This window comes from Haloferax prahovense, assembly GCF_000723845.1.
Taxonomy (GTDB): domain Archaea; phylum Halobacteriota; class Halobacteria; order Halobacteriales; family Haloferacaceae; genus Haloferax; species Haloferax prahovense.
Genome location: NZ_LK053000.1, coordinates 781,964 through 799,953 on the forward strand (window position 1 = coordinate 781,964; position 17,990 = coordinate 799,953).

General features: G+C 68.3%; 19 protein-coding genes. 11 read left to right on the forward strand and 8 right to left on the reverse strand.

Features of this window, described 5'->3' with window-relative positions; genetic code table 11:
• Positions 1 to 45 precede the first annotated feature (45 nt).
• From BN984_RS03670 to BN984_RS03695, 6 genes are all read left to right on the forward strand, one after another.
• On the forward strand, positions 46 to 753 hold the full coding sequence (locus BN984_RS03670; RefSeq protein WP_049967689.1) for an SDR family oxidoreductase: 708 nt from the start codon (positions 46 to 48) through the stop codon (positions 751 to 753).
• Positions 754 to 1,004: 251 nt separating this feature from the next.
• A complete protein-coding gene (locus BN984_RS03675; protein WP_008095471.1) occupies positions 1,005 to 2,342 on the forward strand; it encodes a sodium-dependent transporter in 1,338 nt (445 codons plus the stop codon).
• A gap of 172 nt (positions 2,343 to 2,514) precedes the next feature.
• Positions 2,515 to 3,933, forward strand: a complete 1,419-nt coding sequence (locus tag BN984_RS03680) for a sodium-dependent transporter (RefSeq protein ID WP_049967690.1) — start codon at positions 2,515 to 2,517, stop codon at positions 3,931 to 3,933.
• 232 nt (positions 3,934 to 4,165) lie between these two features.
• Complete coding sequence (locus BN984_RS03685; protein WP_004975110.1) at positions 4,166 to 5,710, forward strand: acyl-CoA carboxylase subunit beta; 1,545 nt, start codon at positions 4,166 to 4,168, stop codon at positions 5,708 to 5,710.
• Positions 5,707 to 5,976 carry a hypothetical protein gene (locus tag BN984_RS03690; RefSeq protein ID WP_008095466.1) on the forward strand — a complete coding sequence of 90 codons (270 nt, stop codon included), beginning with the start codon at positions 5,707 to 5,709 and terminating at the stop codon, positions 5,974 to 5,976. The genes BN984_RS03685 and BN984_RS03690 overlap by 4 nt, the downstream gene beginning before the upstream one ends.
• A gap of 64 nt (positions 5,977 to 6,040) precedes the next feature.
• Positions 6,041 to 6,349: a hypothetical protein gene (locus tag BN984_RS03695; RefSeq protein ID WP_049967691.1), complete on the forward strand. Its 309-nt coding sequence runs from the start codon at positions 6,041 to 6,043 to the stop codon at positions 6,347 to 6,349.
• Positions 6,350 to 6,385: 36 nt separating this feature from the next.
• On the opposite strand, the gene BN984_RS03700 is transcribed toward BN984_RS03695, so the two are convergent.
• The 7 genes from BN984_RS03700 to BN984_RS03730 form a co-directional block, all read right to left on the reverse strand.
• On the reverse strand, positions 6,386 to 7,042 hold the full coding sequence (locus BN984_RS03700; RefSeq protein WP_008095462.1) for a glycerophosphodiester phosphodiesterase: 657 nt from the start codon (positions 7,040 to 7,042) through the stop codon (positions 6,386 to 6,388).
• 199 nt (positions 7,043 to 7,241) lie between these two features.
• Positions 7,242 to 7,430: a 30S ribosomal protein S17e gene (locus tag BN984_RS03705; protein WP_004042417.1), complete on the reverse strand. Its 189-nt coding sequence runs from the start codon at positions 7,428 to 7,430 to the stop codon at positions 7,242 to 7,244.
• A 24-nt stretch (positions 7,431 to 7,454) separates the two neighbouring features.
• Positions 7,455 to 8,144, reverse strand: a complete 690-nt coding sequence (locus BN984_RS03710) for a DUF447 domain-containing protein (protein ID WP_008095457.1) — start codon at positions 8,142 to 8,144, stop codon at positions 7,455 to 7,457.
• Positions 8,141 to 9,001 (reverse strand): triphosphoribosyl-dephospho-CoA synthase, encoded by an 861-nt coding sequence (locus tag BN984_RS03715; protein ID WP_008095455.1) that lies wholly within the window; start codon positions 8,999 to 9,001, stop codon positions 8,141 to 8,143. The genes BN984_RS03710 and BN984_RS03715 overlap by 4 nt, the downstream gene beginning before the upstream one ends.
• Entirely contained in the window at positions 9,001 to 9,792 is a 792-nt protein-coding gene (locus BN984_RS03720; RefSeq protein WP_008095453.1) for a tRNA-dihydrouridine synthase, read from the reverse strand. Before BN984_RS03720 ends, BN984_RS03715 begins: the two co-directional genes overlap by 1 nt.
• On the reverse strand, positions 9,792 to 10,784 hold the full coding sequence (cofD, locus tag BN984_RS03725) for a 2-phospho-L-lactate transferase (RefSeq protein ID WP_008095451.1): 993 nt from the start codon (positions 10,782 to 10,784) through the stop codon (positions 9,792 to 9,794). The genes BN984_RS03720 and cofD overlap by 1 nt, the downstream gene beginning before the upstream one ends.
• Before the next feature lie 102 nt (positions 10,785 to 10,886).
• A complete protein-coding gene (locus BN984_RS03730) occupies positions 10,887 to 11,147 on the reverse strand; it encodes a hypothetical protein (protein WP_008095449.1) in 261 nt (86 codons plus the stop codon).
• Positions 11,148 to 11,926: 779 nt separating this feature from the next.
• Here BN984_RS03730 and BN984_RS03735 point away from each other — a divergent pair.
• From BN984_RS03735 to BN984_RS03755, 5 genes are all read left to right on the forward strand, one after another.
• Positions 11,927 to 12,529: a hypothetical protein gene (locus BN984_RS03735; RefSeq protein WP_049967692.1), complete on the forward strand. Its 603-nt coding sequence runs from the start codon at positions 11,927 to 11,929 to the stop codon at positions 12,527 to 12,529.
• 93 nt (positions 12,530 to 12,622) lie between these two features.
• Positions 12,623 to 13,795, forward strand: a complete 1,173-nt coding sequence (locus tag BN984_RS03740) for an HD domain-containing protein (protein WP_049967693.1) — start codon at positions 12,623 to 12,625, stop codon at positions 13,793 to 13,795.
• 69 nt (positions 13,796 to 13,864) lie between these two features.
• Entirely contained in the window at positions 13,865 to 15,088 is a 1,224-nt protein-coding gene (locus BN984_RS03745) for an HD domain-containing protein (protein WP_049967694.1), read from the forward strand.
• Between the two features lie 52 nt (positions 15,089 to 15,140).
• On the forward strand, positions 15,141 to 16,154 hold the full coding sequence (locus BN984_RS03750; protein ID WP_008095443.1) for an amidohydrolase family protein: 1,014 nt from the start codon (positions 15,141 to 15,143) through the stop codon (positions 16,152 to 16,154).
• Between the two features lie 132 nt (positions 16,155 to 16,286).
• Positions 16,287 to 16,841 carry a universal stress protein gene (locus tag BN984_RS03755; protein WP_008095442.1) on the forward strand — a complete coding sequence of 185 codons (555 nt, stop codon included), beginning with the start codon at positions 16,287 to 16,289 and terminating at the stop codon, positions 16,839 to 16,841.
• 48 nt (positions 16,842 to 16,889) lie between these two features.
• On the opposite strand, the gene BN984_RS03760 is transcribed toward BN984_RS03755, so the two are convergent.
• Positions 16,890 to 17,966, reverse strand: coding sequence for a biotin--[acetyl-CoA-carboxylase] ligase (locus tag BN984_RS03760; RefSeq protein WP_049967695.1), 1,077 nt, complete (start codon positions 17,964 to 17,966; stop codon positions 16,890 to 16,892).
• Positions 17,967 to 17,990 lie beyond the last annotated feature (24 nt).

Here is a 17,990-nt window from a genome sequence, read left to right on the forward strand (position 1 = left end):
ACAGCCGCGACCGAATTATGTCCCGTGCGCACCTATTGCACGCACATGGACGTGACATTCGATTTCGACGGAACCGTGGCTCTCGTGACCGGCGCGAGCGGCGCGCTCGGCGGCGCAATCGCTCGCGCGTTCCACGAGGCGGGCGCGTCGGTCGCGGCCGCGGACGTGGTCGAACCCGACGACGAGGACGGCTTTTTCGAGTCCGAGGGTGTCCGATTCTACGAGGGTGATTTCACCGACGAGGACGACGTGGCGCGCGTCGTCGGCGAGGTCGCCTCCGACTTCGGCCGTCTCGACCACCTCGCCAACATCGCCGGGACGTGGCGGGGCGGGACGCCAATCGACGAGACGGAGGCGGACACGTTCGACTTCCTGTTCGACGTAAACCTCAAGACGATGTTCCTCGCGTCGAAACACGCGATTCCGCACCTCCGGGAGACCGAGGGGTCCGTCGTGAGCGTCTCGGCTCGCTCGTCGCTGGAGGGTGGCGAGGGCGACGGCGTCTACCGGGCGTCGAAGGCGGGCGTCCGTCTACTCACGGAGACCATCGCCGAGGAGAACCGCGGCGTCGTGCGCGCGAACGCGGTCATGCCGAGCGTCATCGACACGCCGATGAACCGCGAGATGATGGCCGACGCCGACTTCGAGAAGTGGGTGAAACCCGAGGAAATCGCCCGGACCGTCCTCGCGCTCTGTTCGGACGCGACCCCCGTGACGAGCGGCGCGGCCGTCCCGGTGTACGGCGAGGCCTGATTGCCCTATTTCGTGGCACCATTCGCCACGAGGAGACATAACATTCGTTGTGGTGCGCACGAATTTTTACGCGGTGCGCAAGGGATTCACGAACACGACACTCGTTAGAAAAATGAGGCTAATCGAGGTCTAAATTCGGACGAACGTGCCACATACTATAGTTGGTTGGAGAATTATGTTGATTTTCGCTCCGATATGCGACGGCATACCGCGTCATTTATCACACCCACATCGGCAACAGGGTGATAGACATGACCGAACGTGAAACGTGGGCAACCAGGGCAGGGTTCATCCTCGCGGCCGTCGGCAGCGCGGTCGGCCTCGGGAACATCTGGCAGTTCCCGTTCAAGACCGCTCAGTTCGGCGGTGCCTCCTTCCTGATCGTCTACATCATCGCGGCGCTCGGCATCGGCCTCCCGGCCATCCTCGCCGAGTTCGTCATCGGACGCAAGACCAACCTGAACACGATCAACGCCTTCGAAAAGCTCGGCTACAAGGAGTGGCGCGTCGTCGGCGCTATCGGCCTGTTCACCGGCTTCTGGATTCTGTCGTACTACAGCGTCGTCGGCGGCTGGGTCCTCCGGTACATCGGCGGCAGCCTGACCGGCGCGTACTTCGCCGCCCCGGCCGAGTACTTCGGCCAGGTGTCTGCCGGGATGGACGCGCTCGCGCTCCACGCCGTGTTCATGGCGCTCGTCGTCGGCATCGTCGCCGCCGGCATCGAAGACGGCATCGAGAAGGCGACGAAACTGATGGTTCCGAGCATCGTCGTCATCCTCGGCGTGCTCGCGGCCTTTGCCTTCACGCTCCCCGGCGCGTCCGCGGGCTACGCGTACTTCCTCTCGCCCGACTTCAACGCGCTCGCAGAGAACTTCGCCGACATCGTCCCCTTCGCGGTCGGGCAGGCGTTCTTCTCGCTGTCGCTCGGCATGGGCGCGATGATAACCTACGCCTCCTACATCGACGGCGACCAGAGTCTGTTCGGCGACGGTATCACCATCGTCTTCCTGAACAGTTTCGTCGGCATCCTCGCCGGTCTCGTCGTCCTCCCGCTCCTGTTCGCCCAGGGAATCGACCCCAACACGAGCGGCGCGGGCGCGGTGTTCATCAGCGTCGCCGGCGCGTTCGGCGACATCCCCGGCGGCCAGATAATCGGCCTCGTCTTCTTCGTGGTCGTGCTCATCGCGGCGCTCTCGTCTGCGATTAGCCTCCTCGAAGTCGTCGTCTCGTGGGCCATCGACAACTACGACGTCTCCCGTCCGCAGATGGCCGTCGGCCTCGGCGGCGCCATCTTCCTGCTCGGCGTCCCGTCGGCCATCGACACCGCGTGGCTCGGCTGGTTCGACACGCTCGCCTACAAACTGCTGCTCCCGCTTTCGGTCCTCGGCATCCTCGTCTTCGCGGCGTGGGTCTACGGCGCGCCCGCCATCGACGAGCTAATGAAGGGCAGCGGACTCGGTGACGGCGTCGGCCTGACGTGGCTCTGGCTGGTCCGCACGCTCGTTATCGTCGCCGTCGTGGCGACGCTCGCCCTCGGGCTCCAGACGCTGTTCCTCGGCGAGAGCCCGGCCATCGTTCCGCCCCTCTGAGGCGGCGACCGGTCCCGCTTTCATCGCGCCTAGGAATCGTCGGTAGCGGTGCGTTTTTCTCGACTATTCGACGGCGATTTTCACGCGTAGACTACTCAAAACCGTTAAATTTCTCCGATGACGTATCGTTGGTTCGAAAGCCCTTTTACCGGTGGACTGGCAATGGGTGTCAATGACACGAGAAACATGGGCAACACGGCTCGGGTTCATCCTCGCGGCCGTCGGCAGCGCGGTCGGCCTCGGGAACATCTGGCGATTCCCGTGGCAGACCGCCGAAAACGGCGGCAGCGCGTTCCTCGTCGTGTATCTCGGCATCGTCCTCCTCGTCGGCGTCCCCGGTCTGCTCGGCGAGTTCGTCATCGGTCGCCGGGCGAAGAAGTCGCCGGTCGGCGCGCTCCGGGACCTCTCGGGGTCGAAAACGTGGGGCGTCGTCGGTGCGTTCTCGGTCGTCACCGGCATCTCGCTGCTCTCGTTCTACAGCGTCGTCGGCGGGTGGATTATCCGGTATCTCCTCGAAAGCGGGGCCGCGGTCGTCGGCGGCAGCCCCGCGTACTTCACGAATCCGGGCCAGTACTTCGGCGGCGTCTCCGCCGGCGTCGATGCGGCGCTCTATCACCTCCTGTTTCTCGGACTGACCGCGCTCATCGTCTTCGCGGGCGTCCGCAAGGGCATCGAACTCGGCACGAAAATCATGATGCCCGCCGTGCTCGTCCTGCTCGCCGGTCTCGCCGCCTGGGCCGCGACCCAGCCTAACGCGGCCGCCGGTTACGCCTTCTTCCTCCGCTTCGACCCCTCGGTCATCACCGAGAACTTCTTCGCCATCCTCGGCCCCGCCGCCGGACAGGCGCTGTTTACGCTCTCGCTCGGCGCGGGCACGATGATAACGTACTCCTCGTATCTCGACGAGGACCGCTCGCTTCCCTTCGACGGCAGCGCCATCGCCGTCCTCAACACGAGCGTCGGCGTCATCACGGGTCTCGTCGTCTTCCCGCTCCTGTTCTCGCAGGGCGTCAACCCGACCGAGACCGGGACCGGACCGGGCGCACTGTTCGTCGGCCTCGCGGGGGCGTTCTCGCAGCTCCCCGCGGGGACGCTCATCGCCACCGCGTTCTTCGCCGTCGTGACGCTCGCGGCGCTGTCGAGTTCCATCAGCATGCTCGAGATCCCCGTCGCGTTCCTCGTCGACGAGTACGGCGTCTCGCGAAGGCGCGCCGTCACCGGGATGACCGCGCTCGTCGCCGTCACCGGCACCGTCTGCGCGTTCAATCCGGGCATCTTCGGCTTCGTCGCCGGACCGCTCGTGAACGTCCTCCTGACCGCCGGCCTCGCCGCGTTCCTCCTGTTCGTCGGCTGGGTCATGGGCCGCGAGGCGCTCGAGGAGTTCTCCGCCGGCGCGGGCGAGTTCTCGAAGTCTCTCGGCACGCCGTGGCTCTTCGCCGTCGGCGTCGTCCTCCCGCTGTTCCTCGTCTTCACGCTCCTCACGCACTTCGGCGTGGACACGACCATCGGCTTCTGGCCGACCGTCGGCGTCGCCGTCGTCGCGTCCGCCGCCGCCTTCTTGGGCCTGCGACAGCCCAACTCAGTCGTCTGAGTGGGGCTCTCCCCGCCGCGTTCGGCGCGCTGACTCGACTCCGACTGCTCTGTTTGCTCCGTTTTCGACCGACTCGACCGCGGGGAGTACTTCGCGTTCGCGTCGCTAACCATGATGATTGTTCCACCTATTCTTCGACAACTGTCGAAGTAAGGGTTGCCGGATTGCGGAACTCCTTTGACCGAGGACTGCGGACCGTTGCTCCAATGAGCGAAGGTGGTCTGGCATGACGATGGAAGACCGGATCGACGAACTCCGCGAGAAGCGCGAGGAAGCCCTGAAGGGCGGCGGCGAGGACCGAATCGCCTCCCAGCACGACAAGGGCAAGATGACCGCCCGCGAGCGCATCGACTACTTCCTCGACGACGGCACCTTCCGCGAGTTCGACCAGTTTCGGACCCACCGCAACCACAAGTTCGGGATGGAGGAGACGAAACTGCCCGGCGACGGCGTCATCACCGGCTACGGCGAGGTCGACGGCCGGACCGTCTTCGTCTTCGCCCACGACTTCACCGTCTTCGGCGGCTCGCTCGGCGAGGTGTTCGCCGAGAAGGTCTGTAAGGTGATGGACAAGGCGATGGAGGTCGGCGCACCCGTCGTCGGTCTCAACGACTCCGCCGGCGCGCGGATTCAGGAGGGCGTCCAGTCGCTCGGCGGCTTCGGCGAAATCTTCCGCCGCAACACCGAGGCGTCCGGCGTTATCCCGCAGATTTCGGCCATCATGGGCCCCTGCGCGGGTGGCGCGGTGTACTCCCCCGCGCTGACGGACTTCACGTTCATGGTCCGCGACACGAGCCACATGTTCATCACCGGCCCGGACGTCATCAAGACGGTCACGGGCGAGGAGGTCACCTTCGACGAACTCGGCGGTGCGACGACGCACACCTCGACAAGCGGGGTCGCCCACTTCGCCACCGACACCGAAGAGCAGGCGCTCGACGACATCCGCCACCTGCTTTCGTACCTCCCGCAGAACAACGTCGAAGACCCCCCGCGCGTCGAGCCGTGGGACGACCCCGAACGCGTCGACGACGACCTCGCCGAGGTCGTCCCCGACCAGCCCCGCAAGCCCTACGACATCCACGACGTGCTCGACGGCGTCCTCGACGAGGGCTCGTTCTTCGGCGTCCAGGAGGACTTCGCCAAGAACATCGTCGTCGGCTTCGGCCGCCTCGACGGCCGCTCGGTCGGCATCGTCGCCAACCAGCCCCGCGTGAACGCCGGCACCCTCGACATCGAGGCCTCCGAGAAGGGCGCGCGCTTCATCCGCTTTTGCGACTCGTTCAACATTCCCATCCTCACCTTCGTGGACGTGCCCGGCTTCCTGCCCGGCACGGACCAAGAGCACAACGGCATCATCCGCCACGGCGCGAAGCTCCTGTACGCCTACTCCGAGGCGACGGTGCCTCTCATGACCGTCATCACGCGCAAGGCCTACGGCGGCGCGTACGACGTGATGGCCTCGAAGCACCTCGGCGCGGACGTGAACTACGCGTGGCCGACCGCCGAAATCGCCGTGATGGGCCCGCAGGGCGCGGTCAACATCCTCTACCGCGACGAACTCGACGCCGCGGACGACCCCGACGCCCGCCGCGACGAACTCATCGAGGAGTACCGCGAGGAGTTCGCCAACCCCTACACCGCTGCGGACCGCGGCTTCATCGACGACGTCATCGAACCCGGCGAGACCCGCGAGCGCCTCATCTCGGACCTCCGGATGCTGAACTCCAAGCGCAAGTCCCAACCCGACAAGAAACACGGCAATATCCCGCTATGAGCGGGGAGCTGCTGTCGGGGCTGTCGATTCCGGACGACGCCGACGCCGAGGAGGCCGCGGCCATCGCCGCCGCCGTCGGCGCGCACCTCCACGACCAGTCGGTCGCCGCGGCCGCCGCGGCCGCAGCGGACGGCGAGGAGACGTGGAACGAGGAGCGCTGGCGCTACGCCGGCCGCCTCGAATCGGTCACCGGCTGCGGCCGTCGCGTCCCCTCCGGCGCGCCGACCGACGCGTGGGCCGCCTCGGGCCGCGTCGACCGGTTCTGAGTCGGGGCGTCCGCAAATTCACTCCAGAACGCTTACATCTTCTCCCGACAGCAGTTCGCCCGACATGGTCCAAACCGCGTTCGTCTGGCTGTTTCTCAACGCCGGCCTCGCCGGGTTCGCCGCCGTCGCGGTCGCCGCACACTACGCCGACGAGGGCGAGCCCGACTTCGTCTCCGCGGCGCTCGCCGCCGTCTTCGCCGGGACCTGCGTCGAACTCGGAATGGCGAACGGCTACATTCCCGATAGCGTCTTCCCGACTGTCGCGGTCGGGGTCTGCATCGTCGCCGCCCTGGTCTCGCTCGCGCTCGGTGTGAAACGGGACCAGACGGCGTTTCAGGCGTTTCGCGGCGACGCTCGGACTCGATCTCGGTAGCCGGCGGTCAGTAGCCGGCAGTCGATGGTCGGTAGTTCACACCGCGAGTGCCGGGTCGTCGACGACGACGCCGTCGACGCCGTACTCCCGGAGTCGTCGCGTGACCTCGCGGTCGGGGACCGTCCACGCGTTGACCTCGAAGCCTCGGTCGTGCGCCTCGTCCACCCGCGCCGACGAGAGCAGGTCGTAGTGCGGGTGGACGGCCGCGCAGTCGACGTCGGCGGCGACCGACAGCGACTCCGCCCAGTCGGCCGCGAAGAGGAAGGCGAGCGGGAGCGCGGTCGTCTCGCGCACCTCGCGGAGTGCGACCGGGTCGAACGACGAGACGAGCACTTCGTTTCCCGCGTCGCCGACGACGGCGGCGAGGTCGTCGGCGAGGCCGGCCACCTTCAGTTCGACGTTGACCGCGACGCGGTCCGGCAGGGCGTCGAACACCGCGGCGAGCGTCGGAATCGACTCGTCTGAGTCACCGATTGTGAGTTCCTGTAGGTCCGTGAGACTCGTGTCGGCGACGCGACCGGTCGCACCGGTCAGGCGGTCGAGCGTCTCGTCGTGGAAGACGACGAGTTCGCCGGAGCCGCAGCGTCGGACGTCGAGTTCGACCCAGTCGAGTCGCGCCGCGGCCGCTTCGAAGGCGGCGAGCGTGTTTTCCGGCGCGAGGGCGGGACAGCCGCGGTGACCGATGATGCGCATGTCGGTGCATCGCGGGAGGGCGGACTAAACGCTTCCTCCGGACCGGTCGAAAGCGATGGGGAGCGGTGGGGAGCAGTTTGTACGGGAATCGTTTACTGGGGACCGTCGTGCGGGCGTCACGGGCCGCGCGCGGACCGGCGCGGCCGCTCCGCGCGGGCTGGAGAAGATGTGTTCGCAGAGAGAATCGACTGACTCGAACTTACGCGCCCTGGCCGCCCTTCTTGCGCGTGATGTAGCCGGCGATGCGGTTGCGGACGCCCTTCGACTCGACCGTGGTCAGTTCTTCGACGCTGTCCTTGTTCGTCTCGAAGTCCGTGTTGAACGCCTGCGGGTATCGCTCCAGCAGGATGTTACCAAGCTGCTTGACGTACTTGGGCTTGATTGCCATGTCGGAAGATTCCCCGGACGAACACTAAAACGATTCGTTCCGTCTCGCGGCCGCCCGCTCGCGCCAGCCCGTCAACTCGTCGATTCGCGCGAACGCCTCGCGCTCTCTTTCCCCGCCGCATTTCTCGACCGTCTCGGCGAAGTACGCGAGCCGATCCAGCAGGGCGTCGGTGTCGAAGGCGGGCACGTCGAGGCGCGAGGCCGCCACCGTCGCGTCGATGACCGCGCCGAAGCCCCGATTGATAGTGAACGGTCGGCGCTGCTCGACCGCGGCATCGACGGGCCGGAGTTCCCATTCCTCCCATTCGGTCCCGCCGTCTTGGCCGGAATCGACCGCAGTCGCCTCGACTTCGACCCACGCGTCGGCCGAGTCGAGGAGCGGCGAGTCACGCTCGTAGATAGTCATCGCGGCCTCGACGAACGCCCGCGGGTCGGAGACGAACTGGACGACGCCGCCCCCCTGTCGGTGGAAGTTCCGACGGGTTCGAGTGTTTCCCCACGTCGTGGCGGTGGCGGGCGGCGGCGAGGGCGTGCTGGCAGGGGGGTCGCCGTCGGTCTCCGGTGCGTGGACGCCGAGCGCCGCGAAGTTCCACCGGTCGTTCGGCCCGAGCGTGGCGACGACCGTCTCGGTGACGCCGCGGAGTTCGACGGGCCAGTCGTCGCCGTCGCGGTCGCCGACGCGACGCCCCGCGTCTGTCGTCTCGTCGTCGCTCACAGCGGGACCCCCCGCTCCAGCGCGACGAACGTCGCCGCGCAGACGATGTCGGCGGTCGTGCCGGGGTTGATTCCCTCGGCGACGAACTCGTCGGCCAGTTCCTCGGCCTCGGCGAGGTCCGAGACCGCGGCCGCGCGGTCCATCACGTCGCGGGCGACGGCCTCGCCGTGGTTCGTCGCGACGAGCGTGTCCGGTTCCTCCGCGAGCAGGTCGAGAAACGCGCGAGCGACGCGGTCGGTGACGGGGCCGTCGTCCGCGAGGACGGCCTCGGCCGCGCGGAACGTGCGGGCGAAGCCGCCGGTCCACTCGCGGGCGTTGGCGTCGCGCTCGGCGCTGAGGTCCATCACGTCGTAGAGCGTGAAATCGCGGTCCCGGAGCGCGGCAGCCGCGTGGCCGCCGCGCCGAACGTCGAGGTCGGGGGCGTCCTCGGGCACGTCGCCGACGGCCACGTCGACGTGTTCGAAAGCCCGGTAGAAGTCGACCGCGTCGGCGACGGTGGTCGACTCGACCACGTCGGCCGCCCCGGCGGGCGAGAGGTCTCGGTCGTCGTCGGCCGCGGCCCGGACGAGCGGGGCGAGAAGCAGGAGACAGCCGAACTGCGTGTTCCCGCCGCCCTGTCGGCTCATGCCGGCGACCGCCTCCTCGAACGCCTCGCCGACGGGCGCGCCCGACGCGGCGAGTTCGAGGCCGGCCGCGGAGCCGACCGCGCCCGTCAGGAAGTGCTCGAAGTGCAGGTCCGAGAGGTCGCGGCGGCGGTCGACGTTCCCCGGTTTGGGCGTGCCGGCGACTTCGAGCAGGAGCGCGAGTTCGGCGTGTCGCGCGGGGCCGAACCCGCGGTCGGAGACGGGCGCGGCCATCAGGCGGACACCCCGCTCTCGTCGCCCGACTCGGCCGCGTCCTCGCGGCCACCGAACCAGTCGTCCACGGCGGTTCGGACCCGGCGGAGGACTGCCGGGTTGTCGCTCGGCCGCCCGACGCTCACCGCGTCGGCCCCGTAATCGAGGTACTCGGTCGCCGTCTCGCGGTCGCGGACGCCGTTGTTGGCGACGAGGAAGAGTTCGGGCGCGGCGGCGGCCACGTCGGCAACCGCGGCCTCGGAGTCCATCGCGTCGACGTGGAGCCAGTCGGCCCCGGCGTCGGCGAGCGCGACCGCGAGGCTCGGGAGGTCAACGCCGTCGATTTCGGCGCGGACTTTCGCGCCGACCGGCGCGCCCGACTCGGCGGCCGCGGCGACGTACGCGGCCAGTCGGTCGGTGTCGCGCAGGAGCGTCTCGCCGCAGCCGACGGCGCAGAGTTCGTCCTGTCGGCAGTGGGCGTTTATCTCCACGCCCGCACTGCGGTCGGCGCAGACGGCCGCAACCTCCCGAATCGGGGCCGACGAGGTCGCTCTGACGTTGACCGCGGCGAAGCGGTCCTCGCCGTCGAATCCGGCGAGGGAAGCGAGTTGGTCGGAGACGAAGGCGACCGGGTCGTCGGCGAGGAACTCCGAGCGCCCGCGGGCGACGAGTTCGCGAGCCGCCGCCTGCGAGGCGTCGTCGAGCGCGACGCCGCCGAGGAACGCCGCGCCGACGTGGGGTGCCGCAGCGTCCGCCCACGAGGCGTCTGACTCGCCGCTGAGGCTCGCGACGGCGACCCGCGGTTCGAACATCACGACACCTCCGCGAGCGCCTCGGCGACGGCGCGGGCGACGCGCTCGGCGTCTTCCGGGCCGTCGATTCGGGTGTCGGTTCTACCCACCGGGCGGTCGAGGTCGGTGCCGTCGTCCGCGTCGAGGACGAACGCGTCGGCGAAGGGGTAGGCCTCGGCGACGCCCGCGGTCGAGGGGTCGTAGCCGACGCCCTCCATGAGGTCGGCGGCGGGGCCGGAGAACACGGTGTCCTCGACGAACGGCGAGACGGCGACGACGGGCGTGTCGGCGAGGGCGTCCGCGAAGCCGTCGATGGCGAGCATCGGTCCGATGCTCGTGATTGGGTTCGAGGGACCGACGACGACGGGGTCCGCGAGGGCGTCGGCGACGTCGTCGGTGACGGTCGCGTCGGCAGCGCCGCGGAACTCCACGTCGCGGACGGCGGGGTCGGCCCGGCGGTGGACCCAGTACTCCTGGAAGTGCATCGTCCCCTCGTCGGTGTGAATCAGCGTCGCCACGGGGTCGTCGCTCATCGGGAGGAGCGACACGTCGAGGTCGAACGCCTCGGCGAGGGTTTCTGTGACCTCGGTCAGCGTGTCTCCTTCGTCGAGAAGCGAGGTTCGGGTGATGTGGACCGCGCGGTCGCGGTCGCCAATTTCCATGAACTCTGCGACGCCGGAGAAGCGCCGCCAGCGGGCGATGTCGCGGCCGGCGGTCTGGGCCGATTCGGGGAGATAGCGCGGGCCGGGTTCGAGGCCGGCCGCGTCGGCGAGCCGGTGGAGTTCGTCGTCGGTCGCGGTGGTGTCGCCGGCGACGCCCCACCAGCGGTCGGTGTCGAGGACGCCGCCGCCGGCGAAGAGGACGGTGTCCACGTCGGGACAGACGAGGTGACCGCCGAGTTCCACGTCGTCGCCGGTGTTGGCGACGACGGTCGTCTCGGCGGGGTCGAACACCCCGGCGGCCCCGTCGAGGAGTTTGGGGGTGCCCGTACCCCCGGCGAGGAAGGTAACCATGATGCGCCGTAGGGCGAGTGTCCGTTTGAAAGTTCCTTCACCGGAGACGCCGGCCGGTCGCCGGTGGATGTCGATAAGTCGCGCAGACCGACGAAGTCCTCCTCAGCGACTGCCGCGATAGGCCACCGACACGTCGAACTCCGACGGCATCACCTGTCCGGCGACCGCCTTCCTGACGAAGTAGCCCGAGAAGCCGGTTATCAGCGCCGCCCCGAGGCCGGACATGACGAACATCACGCGCCCGGCGGTCACGCCGGTCAGTGCGCTCATGGCAGCCCAGTAGCCCGCGAAGGCCACGAAGAGACACGCGAGGCCGAGGAGGGCGTAGCCGATGGCGCTTCCGAGGGCCGAGCGGAGGCTCATGTCGGCGTCTCGTCGCTCCCGAGTGAAACGGTTTGTGGGCGGTCGAACCACCGCTACCATCGTGCGACAGGAGCTTCCTTGAAATCCGCAGAGTCTGACAGAACCGGCGTGCTGAATAGAGAGGGTGGATTCATCAGAAAGCACATCACTGTAGTCTGAAACTTAGCTAATATGCCCTCTAATTGGTCTCGACGCCGACTCCTCCAGCTTGGTGGTCTTTCTGCCGTCTCAGGGTTGTCCGGTTGTGCCTCACTGCCGCTTGTGGGGTCGTTGGGATTCTATCTCCGAAATTACACAGACAAGGCATACAAAGCACGTATTGAAATTCAAATCCACGGACGAACTGCATTTGAGCAGACATGCCAGCTGCCTGCTGCAAAGCAGCTCCCCACCGGGAAAGGCATCGAACCGCATGTGCGAACAGAGACCCCGGCGCTCTCAAGTATCCCTGCTGGTGTCACATACTCTGTTTCTCTCTTCTTTGACGGAGAGGAAACAGAAACACTCGACACAACTATGGACTGTACCAGTCGAGAGGACCAACCGATGGACGAAGAAATCGATATTAATATTGGATTCAATGGGAACTACGGCGTTCAGATTACAGACACCTCATGCTAAGTAACAATTCTATCATTTTCAGATACTAGATGAGAGATACGCGCCCTGTATTCAGCACGGTCTCAGCAAACTATCAGCGATTGAAGAACCCGACGAGACGGACCACCGACAACACGCGTCACAGAACGGCTATCGCCGCCGCGAGACGAATACACCCCATGGAATTGTCCCCTCGAACCGCGGTCGCGCTCGCACTCGTTCTCGTCGTCGCCGCCGTCTCCGGTGGCCTGCTCGCCCTCGATTTCGAGGCGGCGAACTACGAGACGACGGCCTCGGCGACCGCCTCGTCGGGCGGGACGAACCTCGATTCGCTCCCACCGGTTACCGAGGGTGTCCTCGTGGTTGACGCGCCCGAGGCCGTCCGCGACGATCTCACGGCAGCACTCGTCGAGTCGTTCGCGGAGCGGGGCGTGACGCTCGAACCGACCGACATCCGCGACGAAGACGCTGAGGGTCCGGTCGTGGTCGTCGTCGTGGACGAGTGGGACTCGCGCTGGAACCCGGTCGCTCCTTCGGGGTCGGTGGCGTGGCGCGCGGCGTTCGACGCGGGCGGTCACGAGAGACACGTCGACGCGGCGCTGTCGGGCGGTCCACTTGTCTTTGAATCAACCGACGGTCCCGACCTCGCGGGGTCGGTCGAAGCGTCGGTCGAGAGCGCCGGGACCGGGGTCGTCAGCCGACCCGCCTACCGCGACCACCTCGTCGGCGTCGTCGCCGATGCGACCGCGGAACAGGTCGTCGGGCAGTTCCCCGAGCGGTGAGGCGGGCGGCACGGGCGGCCGTACGGGCGGCCACCCCGCCTCCGCGACGACCCGAATGCTCGGCTATTTGACTCCTCTCGTGCAACACCCGTTATGACCGCCGTCAAGGACAGCGTCCACGACTACATCTCGCTCGACCCCGTGGCCGCCGAACTCGTCGATACGCCCGCCTTCCAGCGGCTTCGACACATCAAACAGCTCTCGACGGTCCGGCTCGTCTACCCCTCCGCGAGCCACACGCGGTTCGAACACAGCCTCGGCGTCTATCACCTCGCCTCCCGCGCCCTCTCGCATCTCGGCGTCGACGGCGACCGCGCCGCCCACGTCCGCGCCGCCGCCCTCCTCCACGACGTGGGCCACGGCCCCTACGGGCACCAGACCGAGGACCTCATCCGCCGGCGCACCGGGCGCGACCACGACGAGATTCACCACTTGCTCGACGGGACCGAGGTCGGCGAGGTCCTGACCGACCACGGCCTCGACCCCGAGCGCGTCGCCGACATGGTCGACGGCGCGGGCGGTCTCGGACAGTTGGTCTCCGGCGAGTTGGACGTGGACCGGATGGACTACCTCGTGCGCGACGCCCACCACACGGGCGTCCCCTACGGTACCATCGACCACGGCCGCCTCGTCCGCGAACTCCGGTACCGGGACGGCGAACTCGTGTTGGCCGAGGGGAACGTCCAGACCGCCGAATCCCTGCTTCTCGCCCGGGCGCTGATGAACGCGATCGTCTACCGCCACCACGTCTCCCGCATCGCGGGCGCGATGCTCGAACGCGCCTCCGAGCGCCTCGTCGACGACGGCGTGCCAATCGAGGCGTTCGTCCGGATGGCCGACCACGACCTGCTCGTCGCCCTCGGCGAGCGCGTGCCCGACCTCGGCCGCCGAATCGAGCGCCGCGACCTCTACAAGCGGGCCGTCTGGGCCCCCATCGACGCCGTGCCGACCGACGTGGTCGAACTCGACTTCGAGGCGACGCGGGCGGCCGAGCGGGACATCGCCGACGCCGCCGACGTGTCGCCCGAGTCGGTTATCGTGGACGCCCCGTCGCGGCCGCGAATCAAGGAGTCACGGTCGCGCGTCGTCGTCAACGGCGTCGTCCGGCGGCTCGAAGACGCCTCGGAACTCGTGGGCGCGCTCCGGTCGGCCGAGCGGACGCAGTGGCGACTCGGCGTCTACGCGCCCGAGGCGGTCCGCGACGAAGTGGCCGCGGCCGCCGTGGACGTGCTCGGACTTCCGGTTCGCGTGACGACCCCGGTCTGAGGCGCGGGGAAAGCCGGAGACACACGGTCGTCCGACCCTTTTTCACCGATGGCGGCCGATTCACCCACAATGACGACCATCAAGGACAGCGTCCACGACCACATCGAGGTCGAGGGCGCGGCCGAAGCCCTCCTCGATACGCCGGAGATGCAGCGGCTCCGGCGCATCAAGCAGTTGGGAACCGTCCAACTGGTCTACCCCTCCGCGAACCACACGCGGTTCGAACACAGCCTCGGCGTCTACCACCTCGCCTCCCGCGCCCTCTCGCACCTCGGCATCGAGGGCGACGCCGCCGCCCACGTCGAGGCCGCGGCGCTCCTCCACGACGTGGGCCACGGGCCCTACAGCCACAACATCGAGGACGTGACCCACCGCCACACCGGCAAGTACCACGACGACGTGGAGGAGCTCGTCGCCCGCGGGACCGTCGGCGAGACGCTTGAGGACGAGGGACTGGACCCCGAGCGCGTCGCCGCCTTAGTCGAGGGCAACGGCGAGTTCGGCCAGTTGGTCTCCGGTGAGTTGGACGTCGACCGGATGGATTACCTCGTCCGCGACGCCCACCACACCGGCGTTCCCTACGGCACCATCGACCACGAGCGCCTGATTCGGGAACTGACGTTCGTCGACGGCGAGTTGGTCCTCGCGGAGGGGAACGTCCAGACCGCCGAGTCGCTCCTCCTCGCTCGGGCGCTCATGAACCCGACCGTCTACCAGCACCACGTCGCGCGCATCTCGAAGGCGATGCTCCGGCGCGCGTCGGAGCGACTGCTCGCCGAGCCGGACATCGACGCCGAGGAGCTTCGGCGGATGGACGACCCCGACCTGCTCGTCGCGCTCAAACTCACCGACTCGACGAGCGCCTTCGCCGAGCGACTGGCCACCCGCGACCTCTACAAGCGGGCCGTCTGGGCGGAGTTACCGAACGTCCCCGACTCGATTATCGACGCCGGGCACGACGCGCTCGCGACGTTCGAGCGGGACATCGCCGACGCCGCCGACGTGTCGCCCGAGTCGGTCATCCTCGACGTGCCCTCGCGCCCGTCGATGACCGAGTCGTCGTCGCGGGTGATGGTCAACGGCGAGATTCGGCAGTTAGAGCGCGAATCGCCGCTCGTGCAGGCGCTTCGGACCGCACAGGAACAGCAGTGGCGACTCGGCGTCTACGCCCCGCGCGAGGAGACGGAGCGCGTCGGCCGCGCTGCCGCGGACGTGCTCGGCCTCGACGTCGACGGCGCGCTCGTCGCCGAGGTCAGAAGCGGCCTCAACGCGACGCTCGACGAGTTCGAGTAGCCGCCGTCCCGAGACGGGAGGTTCAAGCACCGCCGAGACGCATTCGAGAGCGATGCAACTCGAGGGGACGATACTCCGCGGCCGCGACTTCGACCCGGTCGAGGGGCGGGTCGTCGTCGAAGACGGCACGATAACCGCAATCGAGGAGACGGCGACGGATTCGACGGACATCATCTTGCCCGCGTTCGTCAACGCCCACACCCACCTCGGCGACTCCATCGCCAAGGAGGCCGGCGAGGGACTGTCGCTCGACGACCTCGTCGCACCGCCGGACGGCCTGAAACACCGACTCCTCCGGGCCGCGAGCACCGAGGAGAAAGCCGCCGCGATGCACCGGTCGCTCCGGATGATGGAGGCCGGCGGCACCGCGGCCTGTCTGGAGTTCCGCGAGGGCGGCGTCGAGGGCGTCGACGTCATCCGGCGGGCGCTCGACGGCCGCGACATCGAGGCGGTCGTCTTCGGGCGCGAGACGGCCGACGCGATGGCAGTCGCCGACGGCTTCGGCGCGTCGGGCGCGCGGGACGGCGAGTTCGGCGCGCTCCGGAACGCGACCGCGGCCGCCGGAAAGCTGTTCGGCATCCACGCGGGCGAGCGCGACGCCCACGACATCAACGCCGCGTTGGACCTCGAACCGGACTTCCTCGTCCACATGGTCCACCCCGAGGCGCTCCACCTCGAACGCGTCGAGGACAGCGAGATTCCGGTCGTCATCTGCCCGCGGTCGAACCTCGTCACCGACGCGGGCGTCGCGCCGATTCGCGAACTGGTCGACCGCACCACCGTCGCGCTCGGCACGGACAACGTGATGCTCAACAGCCCCTCGATGTTCCGCGAGATGGAGTTCACCTCCAAGCTGGCGGACGTTTCTGCCGCCGAGGTCCTCCGCATGGCGACCGTCAACGGGGCCGACATCGCCGGGCTGAACTACGGTCTCGTCGAGGAGGGCCGCGACGCCAAGCTGCTGGTCCTCGACGGCGACACGGACAACCTCGCGGGCGTCGAGGATGTGGTCCGCGCCGTCGTCCGCCGCGCCGGGCAGGCGGACGTGAAAGACGTGTACCTCTGAGTTCGGGCGACGCCCCCGCCTTCGGCTTCCGACCGAAGCGGCCCAGAACTCCCGTGGAGCCGACCTATTCTCGCAGTACTCCTCCCGTAGCAAAGGGTTATTACCGACCCCGAGAAAATGTTATCAAGTGTCATGGTGTTGTACGACCGAATCATCGTTCCCATCGACGGCTCCGCCGGCTCCGAGCGCGTCGCGGTCCACGCGGCGGCGTTAGCGGCCGTCCACGATGCGGAACTCCACGGGGTGTACGTGGTGAACGCCGGGAGCTTCGCGGGGCTCCCGATGGAATCGTCGTGGGAGGGGCTCGACGACATGCTGCGCGCCGACGCCGAGTCGGCGCTCGACCAGGTCGAGCGCGCGGCCGAGTCGCAGGGCGTCCCCGTCGAGACGCACGTCCTCGAAGGGACGCCGAGCCGGGAAATCGTCGAGTTCGCCGAGCGCGGCGGGTGCGACCTCATCGTGATGGGGACCCACGGGCGCGGCGGTATCGACCGCCTCCTCCTCGGGTCGGTCGCGGAAAAGGTCGTCCGGGCGTCGAAAGTCCCCGTCCTGACCGTCCGCATCGAAGGCGGTGGCGACGACGCGGACGAGTTCGCCGTCGAGGTACCGGACGACGCCGCGCCCGAGTCGCCCGCCGAGGCGGACGCGGTCGCCGACTCGACGGCGACGGCGGACGGCGGAGAATAGCGGGCTAGTGAACTAGCCGACCGGCGGTGCGCGGGTTCGGTCGCGGTTTCAGCGCCCGCCGTCGGCCGGGCGCAGGTGTTCGCAGTCACCGGCGTGGACTCGTTTTTCGCCCTCGTCGGTTCGAACGACGAGCGTGCCGGGGTGTTCGATATCGACCGCCTCCCCCTCGATGACGCCGTTCGCGGTGTGGACGCGGACCCGCCTGCCGAGCGTGTCCGCCCGCTCGCGCCACGCCGGCAGGACGGCGTCGAGGTCGCCGCGTAGTTCGTCGAACCGTTCGAGCATCCGCTGGACGAACACGCGGCGCTCGACGGGGCCGGCCTCGGCGGCGACGCTCGTCGCGCCTTCGGGGAGGTCCGCGGGGTCGAGGTTGACGTTGATTCCGGGGCCGATGACGAGCCACGAGACGCGGTCGGCCTCGCCTTCCATCTCGGTGAGGATGCCGCAGAGCTTTCGGTAGCCGCGGTCGGCGGGCGTGTCGGAGTCCTTCGAACCACCACTCGCTTCGCTCGCGGAAACGCCACCGACGTGACTCGGTGAGCTTCCGCTCACTTCGTTCGCGGAAACACCGTCTGCATTCGCAGACGAACTGCCACTCGCTTCGCTCACGATAACGTCGTTCGGCCACTTGATGCTCGCGCCCACCCCGGCCTCGCGCGCCGCGTCGCAGACGGCGACGGCCATCGCCAGCGTGTACAGCGGGGCGTACGCCGGCGGTTCGTCGGGACGCACGAGCAGGCTCATCCAGACGCCGCCGTCGGGCGCGGACCACTCGCGGTTCTTTCTTCCCCGGCTGGCGGTCTGCTTGCGGGCGACGACGACCACGTCGCTCGCGCCCTCGGCGGCGAGCTCGCGGGCACGGACGTTCGAGGAGTCGAGCGTCTCGTGGAACTCAACGTCGTAGTCGACGCCGAGGCCGTACTCGATTGCCGGGCCGCCGTACTCCGGCACGTCGGTGACGACGTAGCCGTCGCCGGCGCTCTCGACGCCGAACCCCTCGTCGCGGAGTGACTCGACGTGCTTCCAGACGGCGGCGCGGGAGACGCCCAGTCGGTCGGCGAGGTCGGGCCCGGAGACGGGACCCTCGGCGAGTGCGTCGAGGAGGGCGCGTCGCGTGTCGCTCATGCGGGTGGATACCGGCGCACGGGA

Excerpts from the sequence above, each read along its gene's own strand:
- BN984_RS03740 (WP_049967693.1), top strand. The coding sequence starts at position 12,623 with ATGACCGCCGTCAAGGACAGCGTCCACGACTACATCTCGCTCGACCCC.
- BN984_RS03680 (WP_049967690.1), top strand. The coding sequence starts at position 2,515 with ATGACACGAGAAACATGGGCAACACGGCTCGGGTTCATCCTCGCGGCC.
- BN984_RS03760 (WP_049967695.1), bottom strand. The coding sequence starts at position 17,966 with ATGAGCGACACGCGACGCGCCCTCCTCGACGCACTCGCCGAGGGTCCC.
- BN984_RS03670 (WP_049967689.1), top strand. The coding sequence starts at position 46 with ATGGACGTGACATTCGATTTCGACGGAACCGTGGCTCTCGTGACCGGC.
- BN984_RS03715 (WP_008095455.1), bottom strand. The coding sequence starts at position 9,001 with ATGGCCGCGCCCGTCTCCGACCGCGGGTTCGGCCCCGCGCGACACGCC.
- BN984_RS03720 (WP_008095453.1), bottom strand. The coding sequence starts at position 9,792 with ATGTTCGAACCGCGGGTCGCCGTCGCGAGCCTCAGCGGCGAGTCAGAC.
- BN984_RS03685 (WP_004975110.1), top strand. The coding sequence starts at position 4,166 with ATGGAAGACCGGATCGACGAACTCCGCGAGAAGCGCGAGGAAGCCCTG.
- BN984_RS03755 (WP_008095442.1), top strand. The coding sequence starts at position 16,287 with ATGGTGTTGTACGACCGAATCATCGTTCCCATCGACGGCTCCGCCGGC.
- BN984_RS03705 (WP_004042417.1), bottom strand. The coding sequence starts at position 7,430 with ATGGCAATCAAGCCCAAGTACGTCAAGCAGCTTGGTAACATCCTGCTG.
- BN984_RS03745 (WP_049967694.1), top strand. The coding sequence starts at position 13,865 with ATGACGACCATCAAGGACAGCGTCCACGACCACATCGAGGTCGAGGGC.
- BN984_RS03735 (WP_049967692.1), top strand. The coding sequence starts at position 11,927 with ATGGAATTGTCCCCTCGAACCGCGGTCGCGCTCGCACTCGTTCTCGTC.
- BN984_RS03750 (WP_008095443.1), top strand. The coding sequence starts at position 15,141 with ATGCAACTCGAGGGGACGATACTCCGCGGCCGCGACTTCGACCCGGTC.
- BN984_RS03690 (WP_008095466.1), top strand. The coding sequence starts at position 5,707 with ATGAGCGGGGAGCTGCTGTCGGGGCTGTCGATTCCGGACGACGCCGAC.
- BN984_RS03730 (WP_008095449.1), bottom strand. The coding sequence starts at position 11,147 with ATGAGCCTCCGCTCGGCCCTCGGAAGCGCCATCGGCTACGCCCTCCTC.
- BN984_RS03695 (WP_049967691.1), top strand. The coding sequence starts at position 6,041 with ATGGTCCAAACCGCGTTCGTCTGGCTGTTTCTCAACGCCGGCCTCGCC.
- BN984_RS03700 (WP_008095462.1), bottom strand. The coding sequence starts at position 7,042 with ATGCGCATCATCGGTCACCGCGGCTGTCCCGCCCTCGCGCCGGAAAAC.
- cofD (WP_008095451.1), bottom strand. The coding sequence starts at position 10,784 with ATGGTTACCTTCCTCGCCGGGGGTACGGGCACCCCCAAACTCCTCGAC.
- BN984_RS03675 (WP_008095471.1), top strand. The coding sequence starts at position 1,005 with ATGACCGAACGTGAAACGTGGGCAACCAGGGCAGGGTTCATCCTCGCG.